The 12,008-nt window shown below is 65.7% G+C and carries 13 protein-coding genes; 5 read left to right on the top strand and 8 right to left on the bottom strand.

Translation table 11 applies throughout. The features are described 5' to 3' along the window. Positions 1-327 precede the first annotated feature (327 nt). Positions 328-1,074, bottom strand: coding sequence for an SDR family NAD(P)-dependent oxidoreductase (locus tag QOD90_RS22905; protein ID WP_526353370.1), 747 nt, complete (start codon positions 1,072-1,074; stop codon positions 328-330). Positions 1,075-1,109: 35 nt separating this feature from the next. Then, the gene (locus QOD90_RS22910) at positions 1,110-1,832 is read right to left on the bottom strand and encodes an SDR family NAD(P)-dependent oxidoreductase (protein WP_526353372.1); all 723 of its coding nucleotides are present in this window, start codon (positions 1,830-1,832) and stop codon (positions 1,110-1,112) included. A gap of 163 nt (positions 1,833-1,995) precedes the next feature. Between QOD90_RS22910 and QOD90_RS22915 the strand changes: the two genes are divergently transcribed. The 3 genes from QOD90_RS22915 to QOD90_RS22925 all read left to right on the top strand — a co-directional run bounded on the left by QOD90_RS22915 (position 1,996) and on the right by QOD90_RS22925 (position 4,661). Then, positions 1,996-2,994, top strand: a complete 999-nt coding sequence (locus QOD90_RS22915) for an RNA polymerase subunit sigma-70 (RefSeq protein WP_526353374.1) — start codon at positions 1,996-1,998, stop codon at positions 2,992-2,994. 238 nt (positions 2,995-3,232) lie between these two features. Continuing rightward, positions 3,233-4,078, top strand: coding sequence for an ArsR/SmtB family transcription factor (locus tag QOD90_RS22920; protein WP_526353376.1), 846 nt, complete (start codon positions 3,233-3,235; stop codon positions 4,076-4,078). Between the two features lie 379 nt (positions 4,079-4,457). Continuing rightward, positions 4,458-4,661, top strand: a complete 204-nt coding sequence (locus QOD90_RS22925; protein ID WP_526353378.1) for a hypothetical protein — start codon at positions 4,458-4,460, stop codon at positions 4,659-4,661. A 252-nt stretch (positions 4,662-4,913) separates the two neighbouring features. Here the strand turns inward: QOD90_RS22925 and QOD90_RS22930 are convergent, their stop codons facing one another. Next, positions 4,914-5,129, bottom strand: a complete 216-nt coding sequence (locus tag QOD90_RS22930; protein ID WP_526353380.1) for a hypothetical protein — start codon at positions 5,127-5,129, stop codon at positions 4,914-4,916. Between the two features lie 281 nt (positions 5,130-5,410). On the opposite strand from QOD90_RS22930, the gene malQ reads away from it, so the two are divergent. Next, positions 5,411-7,402 carry a 4-alpha-glucanotransferase gene (malQ, locus tag QOD90_RS22935; protein WP_526353382.1) on the top strand — a complete coding sequence of 664 codons (1,992 nt, stop codon included), beginning with the start codon at positions 5,411-5,413 and terminating at the stop codon, positions 7,400-7,402. 2 nt (positions 7,403-7,404) lie between these two features. Here the strand turns inward: malQ and QOD90_RS22940 are convergent, their stop codons facing one another. Then, positions 7,405-8,358, bottom strand: a complete 954-nt coding sequence (locus QOD90_RS22940) for a TIGR03557 family F420-dependent LLM class oxidoreductase (protein ID WP_526353384.1) — start codon at positions 8,356-8,358, stop codon at positions 7,405-7,407. Positions 8,359-8,454: 96 nt separating this feature from the next. Here QOD90_RS22940 and QOD90_RS22945 point away from each other — a divergent pair, with 96 nt between their 5' ends. After that, on the top strand, positions 8,455-9,468 hold the full coding sequence (locus QOD90_RS22945) for an NAD-dependent epimerase/dehydratase family protein (RefSeq protein WP_526353386.1): 1,014 nt from the start codon (positions 8,455-8,457) through the stop codon (positions 9,466-9,468). Positions 9,469-9,480: 12 nt separating this feature from the next. Here QOD90_RS22945 and QOD90_RS22950 read toward each other — a convergent pair whose 3' ends face one another. The 4 genes from QOD90_RS22950 to QOD90_RS22965 form a co-directional block, all read right to left on the bottom strand. Next, the gene (locus QOD90_RS22950) at positions 9,481-9,933 is read right to left on the bottom strand and encodes a VOC family protein (protein ID WP_526353388.1); all 453 of its coding nucleotides are present in this window, start codon (positions 9,931-9,933) and stop codon (positions 9,481-9,483) included. Continuing rightward, positions 9,933-10,541, bottom strand: a complete 609-nt coding sequence (locus QOD90_RS22955; protein ID WP_526353390.1) for a dihydrofolate reductase family protein — start codon at positions 10,539-10,541, stop codon at positions 9,933-9,935. Before QOD90_RS22955 ends, QOD90_RS22950 begins: the two co-directional genes overlap by 1 nt. Positions 10,542-10,682: 141 nt before the next feature. Then, complete coding sequence (locus tag QOD90_RS22960) at positions 10,683-11,594, bottom strand: serine hydrolase (RefSeq protein WP_526353392.1); 912 nt, start codon at positions 11,592-11,594, stop codon at positions 10,683-10,685. 114 nt (positions 11,595-11,708) lie between these two features. Beyond that, positions 11,709-12,008: NAD(P)-binding domain-containing protein (locus tag QOD90_RS22965; protein ID WP_526353394.1), on the bottom strand; the 300-nt coding region annotated here is incomplete at its 5' end.

Consider the following 12,008-nt stretch of genomic DNA (forward strand, 5'->3'; position numbering starts at 1 on the left):
ATGACGTCAGTTCCTGGCAAACATTTCTGGGGTCTACCCCGCGCCGCGCGCGAGCAAACGCGAGGGCATCGGTAAAGGCCGAAGCTCGTCCTTCCCTCAAATGTAGACTCCCTAAATAAAGGGCGACAACGTGTTTGGAGGGCCTCGCTGCTCACACGCCACCGCACGCCGGGCCCGTGCAGATGGTCACCGCCGGAAAAAACCTCGTGGTGACCGCAACCCCCGGATGTCGCCAGCAACGGGCCCTAGCGTGTGCTTCGTGGCGCGTCCGCCCGGATCTGTCGGGTGCCACCGTGGGCACGCGCTGCGTCATCTCAAACGCGGTGATCAGGCCAAGGCCTGCAACCCGTTTCCGGTCAGTAGGTAGCCGGGGGCGGTGGCCGAAGGGTCGGTTCGAATGAGTTCGACGAGCGCTGAGCCGGCGATCTCCGCGGTGGTGAGTGCTCCTAGCTGCTGTAGGTATTCGTCTTCGGATTGATCGCCGAGTTTGGCGTAGGCCCGCACGCCCTGTCGGCCGACTTCGCCGTAGGGGGTCATCCGCGGCATGACTGTCGTGACCGTGATGCCCAGATCGGCTCGGGTGGACTCAGATTGGGCGTAGTGGGCGATGAATCGCTGCGTGGCCTTGGCGCCGGCGTAGCCGCCGCTGAGCGGCGACCCGTTCAGCGCCGCGCCGCTACTGACCACGATGACCCTGCTACCAGGAGGTAGGGGCTTCGCGATCGCCTCACGCAGCCACGTAAAGGCGATCTTGACGTCGGCATTCCAATTGGCCGAGAACGTGTCCCACGTGTGGCGATGCACTTCCCGCATGACCGGTGTCGCGCCGGCGACCAGGATTAGGATCTTCGGCTCGTACTTGTCGATCAGCCGCAACGCCGTCGCCTCGTCGGTGGCGTCGGCGATTTCGGTGCGGATGTGCGGGTGGGTTGTCCTCAGTTCGGTGAGCGCCGGTTCGGTCCGCGCGATGGCGACGACGTCGGCGCCGGCGTCGGCGAATTCGGTGGCGATTCCTCGGCCCAGCCCGCGGCTGGCCCCCACGACGAGGGTGCTCTCGCCTGACAAGTCGCTCATTTTGTCGCCTTTCGTGTCGATCTCTTTCGTGGCCACTAGCGCGTGGTCGCGGCGTCGAGAAGCGCCGAATATCGGTGTTCTAGTGTCTTGGCGGTCCCGGTGTGCCAGCTCTGCGCCAGGGTGCGGGACATTGCATCAGGGAAGATCTCGCTCTGGCCGAGTTCGACTCCGTCGAAGATCGCCCCTGCCACCGATGCCGTGGTGGCCTTGGGGATTTCGAGTCCCTTGGTCATGTCGGTATCCACTGGGCCGGTGAGCACTGCGTGTACTCGCACGCCGCGCGGCGCGAGCAGGATCCGCAGGGATTGCGTCATGTTGAATGCCGCAGCCTTGGAGATCGAATAGGCCGGGATGAGGGGCAACGGGGCCAATGCGTTGACGGAAAGATTGTTGACGATGGTGCCTTGGGAGCGTTGAAGCATCGGCAGGAACGCTTGGATCACGTCGAAGGTGCCGAAGAGGTTCACCGCGAGGTGGAGCTCGATCGACGTTCGGTCGCTGAGATCGTCGTAGAGCGCCAACCCGGCGTTGTTGATGAGCATGTCCAGTGATGCGACGTGCTCGACGGCGCGTGCGATCTGCCGGCGGTCGGTGAGATCCATGGTGATCGGCGTGACCCTCCCATCGGGATGAGTCATCGGTTGGCGCGTGGCAACGTAGACCCGGCCGGCGTCTCTACGCAGGGCTTCGGCAACCAAAGCCTGCCCGATTCCTCGGTTGGCGCCAGTCACCAACACTGCCTTGCCTGCAATCGTCATGAATCCTCCTTGATTACGAACGGGGGAAAGCTGTCAAAGGGATAGATGCGCCGCGCCGCCCAAATTGGGCGTTGGTTTTGCGCTCAGTTCCGCCCCCCGGCGGCGTCGATACTTAGAAGGGCGCGCCGCCGGCGACGCGAGGCGAGGTAAGTGGTGACGCGGAATGACAACGGAATTGATTCAACGAGCACGCGCTGGCGACAGCGAGGCGTTTCGCTTGGTGACCGACCCGCACCGTCGAGAATTGCAGGTGCACTGCTACCGCATGCTGGGATCGTTGCAGGATGCAGAGGACATGGTGCAGAACACCCTGCTGGCGGCCTGGCAAGGTCTCGCGGACTTCGAGAGCCGGGCCTCCCTCCGCACCTGGCTCTATCGCATCGCGACGAACCAATGTCTGAGCGCGCTACGCGCGGCGAAGAGGCGCCCGGTCAGGGGTACCGACATGTCGTCCGTTGATCTGCCCGAGCCCACTCATGTCGGTGAAATCGTCTGGCTGGAACCGTTTCCCGACAACTTGCTGGAGTATCCGGACTCCTGGGTACTTGGTCCGGAGGCGCGATACGAACAGCAGGAATCGATCTCGCTGGCCTTCATTACCGCGCTGCAGGTGCTTCCTGCTCGCCAGCGCGCCGTGCTGATCCTTCGTGAAGTGCTCGGTTATTCAGCCAGCGAGGTCGCCGAGATGATGGCCTCGACCGTCGCGTCGGTCAACAGTGCGCTCAAACGTGCTCGCGCTGCACTGCATCGCGACCGACTGGGTGAGGGCAGTGCCCCGCTTACGCCCAACTCTCCTGCAGAGCAGGCGCTGGTCAACAAGTTCGTCCACGCCTATCAGGCGGGAGACGTCGACGCCCTCATTGACCTTCTGACTGTCGACGTTCGCCTGTCGATGCCACCGATTCCGCTGGAATATCACGGGCAGGAAGCGGTCAGAGGGTTCTACGCCCACGTCTTTCGCAGTCGCGAATACGCACTGGTACCTACCCGCGCCAATGGTCAGCCCGCGTTCGGGGCCTACTTGCACACCGACGACGGCGCGATTCGCCGAGCCGCCGGTCTCCTCGTCCTCAGTGTCTCGGGCGATCGGATCTGCGGCCTGACCCGCTTCGACAACGACGTGCTGCCCTGGTTCGGGCTGCCACGAACCCTGCGCCGCTGACGCGAGAGGGAATGCGAATTAGTGCCCGGCGATGACCAAACCGTCTGAAATACACCGAGAGGTGATACATGAGCGCGCTACCCAATTCGGTTGGACGCCAACATGATGACGCTCCGCAGGAGAGACGTTGCGTTGCGGTCGCGATGAACGCAGGGGACGCGGCGGGCATCGGCGGTGTCGCCCTATCTCCACTTGCCGCCCACTCTCTGCTGCTAGCCAATGGATCGCCGTTTGACTTATGCAGGCAAATGCCTGCATAATCGAATACGTGACCACGGAGACGGGAGCGATCGACGCCATCTTCAAGGCGTTGGCAGACCCCACTCGACGGCTGCTACTCGACCGGCTACGCGACCACAACGGCCAGACCCTGGGGGAACTGTGCGACCGCCTGGACATGAAACGCCAGTCCGCGACACAGCATCTCGACATCCTGGTAAGGGCCAACCTCGTTACCGTCGTCCGCCGGGGGCGGGAACGACTGCACTACCTCAATCCCGTGCCGATCCACGAGATAGAGGAGCGCTGGATCTCGGGGTTCGAGAAACAGCGCTTGCACATTCTGAGCTCCATCAAGAACCAGGCAGAGGAATACACTATGGCCGAAACGCCCACCACCGTACCGAGTTACGTCTACGTCACCTACATCCACGCAACCGCCGAACGGGTATGGCACGCCCTCACCGACGCCGACCTGACAGCGAAATACTGGGGGCACGCCAACATCTCGGACTGGCAGCCCGGCTCGGCCTGGGTACATCAACGGACCGACGGGTCAGAGCACGCCGACGTTGTCGGCACCGTCCTCGAGGCCGAGTTCCCGACACGACTGGTGATTACCTTCGAAGACGCACCTGACGAGGACAAGTCGAACGGACCGTCAGTCGTCACCTTCCTGATCGAGCCGCATCTGGACATCGTCCGACTCACGGTCACGCACGAGAACCTGGCGAACGAGGCGATGCTGAAGGGCATTTCAAATGGCTGGCCGGCCGTCCTCGCCAACCTCAAGTCACTGCTCGAAACTGGCGACGTCCTCCCGCAGGCACCCTGGGACGTTGCAAACGTCGGTGCGCAATCCTGATCATGGGCTCGACTGCACTGTGCAACGCCGACTTCACGCTCTTCATCCGTGCGTACTGGCCGAAAGCCGCCGTTCAGGACGGCAGCTGGACTCCGCCACCCGCCGTGCGCGTCGGGTAACGCCATCGTCCACGAGGCAGGCCGCCATTGACCTGCCGAACAGGCGCTTGCCGGCCGTTACGGACGTGCGCCCAACAGAATTGGATCCGTCTCGAGGCCAGCGCACGAGCGCATGCCGGTAAGAGTGGCCTTGGCCACGCGACACGTGACAGAAGACCCGCTGGACGGGCCCGTCGCGCGTCAACCCACGCCGGAGTGGGTAACTCGACCGATGGCACACCAAACGGTTGCCCCGTAGGTTTTCGAGAGGGACAACACCCATGCTTCCCCTGCTAGCTCGCAAGTACGTCTACCGCTACGTCGTGCTCGCCTTGGCGCTACCGCTCATCGCTCGACTCTGCCTCTTCGCAGCCAACCGCCTCGAGCGGCGCGCAGGGCAAACCACCCGAACCGCTGGGACACTGCGCAAGATCGGCGCCTTCTCCCGACGGCGGTCCAACGCTGGCCGCGGCATGGAGAATTGATCGCGCTCCGTCAGGGCAGGGGTCGTGGCCATACCCGCAAGCACCTCAACCGAGGAGGAACGATGACATCACCAGATCCGAATGATGCTGAGGAGCAGGAGGATTCATCGACGCCGGTGAGTCCCGCCTATTCGACGCCTCCGCCGGAAGGCTTGCCCGACGCCGAACACGAGTAGCGCCGGGCGGCACTGGCACTAGTCCACGTGGACCTCGACGGCGCGAAGAGCCGAGGACCCGATGCCATTCGCCGTTTCAGCAGCGAGTGAGCGACTTGTCGACGATGACCCAGTCACTCGACGCGTCGACGGTGCCGGGGCCGGTCGACGTCCCCGCGGAGCCCAGACGCGACGGGCGACCCACGCCCGCCGGCGCCACCAGATTCCGCACCGACGTGCCGAGTGCGCGGCCATGCGTGTCGATGTCAGCGCCAAACTCACGAATGGCACCCGTTACTTCTGCAGCTAGCACTGATGCGATCATGTGGCCCTCTTGTGTTCCTGCTTTATCCGACTGGCCTGGACTTACCCGACCCTTGCCCGCGCAAACTCCTGCTTGCGCTGCTAGCACTGTGTGGCTCATCACGTCGGCTGCGCGGGCAACTGACGCTCGCTGGCACTCCGAGCGCCGCGGCGGCTGCGTTCAGCGGCGGGCCCGCGTCCGTGTAAGCGACGTTGGTGCGGGTATAGCTGCGGAGTGTTCCCTACTACACGCCGTCTCAGCGCCCCCGTCGTCCCAAATCTGCGTCAGCGGTGACGGCCAACCCAAAGCCCGTACCGGAGGACCTGCGCCGGCTGGCCACGGCTCACGGCGTGGCCACCTCGTATCGCAACGAGCGGCGCGAGCCGGTGGAGGTCGACGCCGACGTGGTCATTCGAGTGCTCGGATTGCTCGATGTGGAAGCCAACACGGAAGGGGATCGACGCCACGAGCTGACTAAGCTGGCGGAGCGCGACCGCGCGGGCGTGCTACCTCCCACAATGAGCGTGCGCGTCGACGGGCGGCCCCAACCGTTGCCCGGCGCATCGTCTTTGACCAACGAAGACGGCACCCGCATCGACGTTGATGACGAGCTACCTGCCGACTTGGCGCCGGGTTGGTATCGGCTGCGCACCCGCGAGGGCCAGGAGTGCGCGCTAGTGGCGGCCCCACCGAAGGTGCCTTCTGCGCCGCCCACGTGGGGGTGGATGCTGCAGCTGTATGCCGTCCGCTCAGCCAAGTCCTGGGGCATCGGCGACCTCGGCGACCTGCGCGAGTTCGTCGAATGGACCGCACGCGAACACGGTGCAGGGGCCGTGCTGTTGAACCCGCTGCACGCGCCGGGACCGACACACCCGGTGCAGCCCTCCCCGTACACGCCGTCTAGCCGACGGTTCGCCAACCCGCTCGCGCTGCGCATCGAGGACATCGACGCCTACCGCCGCGCCGACCCGGATACGCGCGGGGAGGTGGATGCGCTTCGGGTCTCGCCGAGCACCGAGCGAATCGATCACGATCTGGTTTGGGCCGCCAAACGTGCTGCATTGGAGATGCTTTGGCGCGCTGAGGGGCGGCCAGACCCGCTCCGTGAGTCATCGGCGTCCGAGGGGCTGCGCGATTGGGCTACCTACTGCGCGCTCGCCGAACGCCATGGCGGTCGGTGGTCGCGATGGCCGGAGCCGCTGCGTGCGGTTGGCGGTTCAGCAGTGGCATCGGCGCGCCAGGACTTGGCACCGCGGCTCGCCTTCCACGCGTGGGTGCAACAACGGTGCGCCGAGCAGTTGGCCGCTGTGCGCACGGGAGCCCGCGAAGCCGGCATGCCGCTGGGCGTGCTGCACGACCTCGCGGTGGGAGTCGACGCGGACGGTGCCGACGCGTGGGCACTGGCCGACGTACTCGCGACAGGCGTGAGCGTCGGCGCCCCACCGGACAACTTCACCCCCCGTGGCCAGGATTGGGGACTGCCGCCGTGGCGACCGGATCGTTTGGCCGAGACCGGTTATGCCGCGCTGCGTGACATGCTGCGGGCGGTCCTCGTGCACGCCGACGGTCTGCGGATCGATCACGTCGCCGGCTTGTGGCGGCTGTGGTGGATCCCGCCGGGCGACGGCCCGGACCGCGGCACCTACGTGCACTATGACGCCGACACGATGCTCGCGGTGCTGGCATTGGAAGCCCACCGCGCGCGGGCCACGGTGGTCGGCGAGGACTTGGGCACCGTCGAACCCGAAGTCACCAGCGCACTCGCCAACAACGGGATGCTGGGATGCGCGGTGTCGTGGTTCACCCGCGACCAATCTGTCGCCGCCGAACCGCTGCTCCCTTCGGCGAAGTGGCCCGCCCGGGCCGCCGCCACCATCTCGACCCATGATTTGCCAACGGCGGCGGGATTCCTTGCCGGCGAACATGTTCGGGCACGCGCCGACCTCGGTCTGCTCGACAACCCCACGGCCGAGTACGCGAAGGCGGAACAGGAGCGCGTCGAGTGGCTGACGCTTTTGCGCTCGGAAGGGCTGCTGGACACCGCGACCGAACCAGACGAGACGACGATCATCGCCGCGATGCACCGGTTCTTGGCGTCGACTCCCAGCCAACTCAAGCTCATCTCGCCATACGACGTCATCGCCGAACCCCGGCAACCGAATCTGCCTGGAACGGTCGACGAATACCCGAACTGGCGGCTTCCGCTGCGCGAGACACTGGAGGAATTACAAGCCGACCCGCGCGTCGCCACGATCACCGCGGCGTTCCGTGAGGCGGACTAGTCTCAGCGGAATTGCGGCAGTATGTCGCGCTGCCAACTGCCGAAGAACCCGTCCAGGTCGGGGGCGATCTGCTGCACGTAGATCTCGTCGACGTCCGCGTCGACGTACTCGCGGATCTGGGCGGCGTGGGCATCGGGATCCGGGCCGCAGGTGACCGACTTCGCCACGGCGTCGCGTGGGACCAGGGTGCCAATGTCGGCGAAGTCCCTCGGCCGGGGCAAGGTCTGCGCCAGTTGTCCGGGTAGCGCTTCGTTGTGCCACAAGCGGTGTGCCACATCAAGTCCGGTGTCAGCATCCCGATCCCAACTGACCTTCGTACCCGCCTGCACGGGCTTGTCGCCGCCACCCGCGGCGCGGAAGGTCTTCACGAGGTCGGCGTCAGCCATCGTCGTGCAGAATCCATCGCCGACTCGACCGGCGAACTCGGCGGCTTGCGGGCCGAAACCTGAAACGTAGATCGGGACGGGCCCATCAGGAAGGGTATAGATACGGGCATCCTGCACCTCGTAGTGGACGCCGTGATGGCTGACTTCGTCGCCGCCGTGGAGCAGTCGGATTACGTCGATCGCCTCCTCGAGCATCTCCAGCCGCAACCCCACCGACGGCCAGGGGTCACCGAGGATGTGCTCGTTGAGCGCTTCCCCACTTCCAACGCCGAGAACGAACTTGCCGTCGAGTTGGACGGCGGCCGTGGCAGCGGCTTGGGCGATGATCGCCGGGTGGATGCGCATGGTCGGACAGGTCACCGCGGTGCTCACCGGCAGCGTCGTCGCCTCGGACAGTGCACCGATGATGCCCCACACGAAGGGACTCTGCCCCTGTTCGTCGTTCCACGGATGAAAATGGTCCGAGATCCACAGGGCTTCGAAGCCCGCGGCCTCCGCCCGTTTCGCTTGGTCGATCAATTCCGCGGGAGTCCACTGCTCGCAGGACAGGAAGTATCCGATTTTCGCCATGGGACGCGATTACCCGCAAGCCGCCCCGATACGCGTCGGGTCACGCGGTAGCGACGCGGACCGTTTCACCGACGTCGGACCGGGAACAACACCGTCATGTCATTACGCATCGCCGTCACGGGACCGACGGGTGAGATCGGCATGTCGACGATCGCCGCGCTTGAGGACCACCCCGACGTCATGCAGATCGTCGGCATGGCTCGGCGGCCGTTCGATCCCGCGGAGCTGGGCTGGACGAAGACGGTGTATCGACAGGGCGACATCCTCGACCGCAACGCCGTCGACGGCTTGGTTGCCGACGTCGACGTCGTCGTGCACCTCGCCTTCATCATCATGGGATCGCGGGCGGACAGCGCAAGAGTCAACTTGGCCGGCACCCGCAACGTCTTCGAAGCGACCGTTGCAGCCCAACGACCGCGGCGCCTCGTCTACACCTCATCGGTGGCCGCGTACGGCTACCACTCCGACAATCCGGTGCCCATCACCGAGGACGTCCCGCCGCGCGGATCGCCCGAGCACTACTACTCCGAACAGAAGGCGGCGTGTGAGGCCACGCTGCAAGCGGTCACCGTCGGGTCGTCGCTCGAGGTATACGTACTGCGGCCGTGCATCGTCGCCGGACCCAAGGCACCCGCCCTTGCAGACGCCATGCCGTGGAACCGGCTGCCTGCGGCCGTCCGTCGGGTCACGCAAGCCCTCCCCTTGCCCAAGCCGCCGTTCCCGGACCCGGGCACACCGATGCAACTCGTGCACCACGACGACGTTGCGGCGGCCATCGCGTTGGCCGTTACCAGCACGTCGGCACCGCCGGGCGCCTACAACATCGCGGGGGACGGTCTGCTGTCGTTGTCGGATGTCGGCCGTGCCTTCGGCGCCGTGCCGGTCAAGGTGCCACGGGCGGCGGCCGTCGTCACGTCGGAGGTCATCGCGCGGCTGCCGTTCGTCCCGTCGGCGTTGGAATGGCTACACGCTGGGCGCGCGACGGTGGTGATGGACACCACCAAGGCGAAGAGTCAGCTGGGCTGGCAGCCGAGATACACCGCGGCACAGACTCTTTCGGCCTTGGCCAGCACCGTCGGTCAAGCGCCCTCAATCGGCGCCTCCAGCTGAGCAGGGCTCGCGCTACGGGGTCTGCTCGGGCGGTTGACCCGCTGGCGGTGCATGTCCCTGAAAGTCGGCACTGGTCATGCCGTCGGCGTGACCCACAGGCCACTGGACGAGCTCGATCCGGTAGCCGTCGGGATCGGTGAGCGTGGTCGTCCAAAAGTCGTCGGAACCGTCGGGCGAGCTGGGTTGATTCACTTCGATGCCGCGGGTACGGAGGCGATCGACTGTGCGGGAAAGGTCCTCCACCTGGATGACGAGGTGACTGAGGCCGCGCGGGTCGACCCGTCCGGCGTTGGGCTGGTGCACGAGCTCGAGGCTGACGGCGTCGTCGTCGTCGAGCTTCAGCATCGTCAGGTCGCCGAGCTCGGTCTCGGCCACCGTGCCGACGACTTCGTACCCGAGGCTTTCGTAGAACTCGAGCGAACGCTCTAACTCCTCCACCAGAAGGCCGACGTGCAGCGTCCTCATCAGCTTGGTTCCTCGGTCAGGGGGAACACGAGATGGGTGACCCGGTCCCCGCTGATGCACACAGTGGGGTCGCCTAGCGGGACGTCATCCATCGACAGTTCGCCGAAGAACGGGCGTCCACGACCCATCACCACGGGCACCAGGTCGACGGCCACCGCGTCGAGCAGACCGAGCTCGAGGCACTGTCGGGCGATGGTGCCCGCGGACACTGCCACCGTGCGGGGTCCGGCCAGTTCCTGCGCCATCGCCACTGCGGCAGGCACGCCGTCGGTGACGAAGTAGAACGGCGCACCGGGGTGGGCCTCAATCCAGTCCGTCGGAACCCGGTGGGTTACCACGACCACCGGCACGTTCATGGTGTGTGTGCCGTTCCATCCTCCGGTGAAGTCGAAGAGGGTCCGCCCGCACACGAGCGCCCCCAATCCATCGGCCCACCGCCTCCAGTGCTCGGCGCTGGTCGGCGTCAGGTGGAACGTGATGCCGGGATCAACCGTGGGGATCTCGACCTCACCGTTTTGCAACCAGTCGAATAGCCGTCCGATCGTGTTGTCGTGCTTCGCGATGTAACCGTCGAGCGACATCGACGCGTTTGCAACGACCTGTCCCATGTCGTGCCCCTTCACTTCTCGTGCGGAGTGTGTCCCAGTACCGACCCGCGAGCCGCCGAGGACTCATCGGAAGCGCGCGTGGAGGCACCGACGTAACGCCTACGGAATGGGTGCCGGAACAGCAGGGGCAGGCCGCTGCGCTTAGATCCTGCCGCCAGGGAACATCGTCTTGACGGCCGCAGTGACGGTCTCGCGCGCGGCGGCAGCGTCGTCGGGTTCTAGGGAGCTGATCGCCATCACGTAGCGGCGATCCGGTCCGATCGCCCCGGTGGAGACGTGCAACTGATTCGCGCCACTCCAGCAGCAGAACCAGCCTTGCTTGACCGCAACCGGCTCGGCATACAACCCATCGGGAATTCCGAACCGCTGCGGATACCCGTCGGTCCCCGTTGGGGTGGATTGCGCGAGATCGCCGACGATGACGACGGCCTGTTCTGGTGGCAGGCCACCTGTACCGTTCAACAGCATGTCGTAGTAGCGGACGAGATCGCTTGCGGTGCTTGTGGTCACGTCCCAGTGTCCGTTGGAGGGTGCCGTCGTGCCCGCCAGGCCGTACCGCGCCTTCACGCGGGCGATGATGGCATTCCCACCACTGCGGTCCCAAAAGTTCTGGGCTGCGCCGTCATCGGAGGAGCGCAGCATGACGTCGAGTGACGCGCGGTCGGCGGCAGATAGTTTCGTCCGTCCCTCCGACTCCTGCAGCAGCAGGTCGTCGGCGATGAACAGCTTCACCACGGACGCGATCGGGAAGGGCTTGTTGGAGCCGTTGGAGACGATCTGGCCGGTGTTGCGGTCCAACACGACGGTCTCGATGACGGCCCCGGACGCGGCCGCGTTGGCGGTGGCTTGCCGGACGCGGGCGTCGAGTCCGTCGAATGGCGCTCCCGACTGGTCGGGCGGGGCGTCGGGCAGCACGGGAAGCGAGGCCGGCGCGGTGTTCTGAGCGGCCGGCGGGGGTGCACCCCAGACCTGCGCCTCACAGCCGTTTACGAGGAGCGCCGCACCGACGATTGCCATGCTCGTCATTGCCCATTTCGGTAACCGTCGACGCATGAATCTCCTCCGAGCAGATCTGAACCAAGCGAGCGGGGTCAACGCTGGCCGCCGGTCGCCCCAGCCTAATCGGCTAGCTCAGGCGGTGCGGGGGTGGATCGGATCCGTGCCGGCCTACGCGCGCGCGCTCCATTCGGACGTCCGCTCGCGCGTTGCCTCGTCGAGCGCAGTGCGGGTCTTGTCGGCGTCGAAGTCCTTGCCGTACACCGGAGTTCCAGGCTGCTGGCGCCACGACTCGGAAATCGGACCGGCGTCGACGGGCTCGAACCCAAGCTGATCGACGATGCCGTGAACGAGTGCACGGCCCGGCCCGTCCTCGCCGGCGATCGGAAGTGCGATGCGGCTCGGTGTGCCACTGGGCGTTCCGCTCTCCAGCAGATGCTTCCACCAGATGCCGTTGAACACTTTGTAGAC

The organism is Mycobacterium sp. (assembly GCF_032161845.1).
Lineage (GTDB): Bacteria > Actinomycetota > Actinomycetes > Mycobacteriales > Mycobacteriaceae > Mycobacterium.

What these genes read in the sequence shown, in the direction of transcription:
- QOD90_RS22905 (WP_526353370.1), bottom strand. Translation starts at nt 1,074, where the DNA reads ATGAGCGACTTGTCAGGCGAGAGCACCCTCGTCGTGGGGGCCAGCCGC.
- QOD90_RS22910 (WP_526353372.1), bottom strand. Translation starts at nt 1,832, where the DNA reads ATGACGATTGCAGGCAAGGCAGTGTTGGTGACTGGCGCCAACCGAGGA.
- QOD90_RS22915 (WP_526353374.1), top strand. Translation starts at nt 1,996, where the DNA reads ATGACAACGGAATTGATTCAACGAGCACGCGCTGGCGACAGCGAGGCG.
- QOD90_RS22920 (WP_526353376.1), top strand. Translation starts at nt 3,233, where the DNA reads ATGCAGGCAAATGCCTGCATAATCGAATACGTGACCACGGAGACGGGA.
- QOD90_RS22925 (WP_526353378.1), top strand. Translation starts at nt 4,458, where the DNA reads ATGCTTCCCCTGCTAGCTCGCAAGTACGTCTACCGCTACGTCGTGCTC.
- QOD90_RS22940 (WP_526353384.1), bottom strand. Translation starts at nt 8,358, where the DNA reads ATGGCGAAAATCGGATACTTCCTGTCCTGCGAGCAGTGGACTCCCGCG.
- QOD90_RS22945 (WP_526353386.1), top strand. Translation starts at nt 8,455, where the DNA reads ATGTCATTACGCATCGCCGTCACGGGACCGACGGGTGAGATCGGCATG.
- QOD90_RS22950 (WP_526353388.1), bottom strand. Translation starts at nt 9,933, where the DNA reads ATGAGGACGCTGCACGTCGGCCTTCTGGTGGAGGAGTTAGAGCGTTCG.
- QOD90_RS22955 (WP_526353390.1), bottom strand. Translation starts at nt 10,541, where the DNA reads ATGGGACAGGTCGTTGCAAACGCGTCGATGTCGCTCGACGGTTACATC.
- QOD90_RS22960 (WP_526353392.1), bottom strand. Translation starts at nt 11,594, where the DNA reads ATGCGTCGACGGTTACCGAAATGGGCAATGACGAGCATGGCAATCGTC.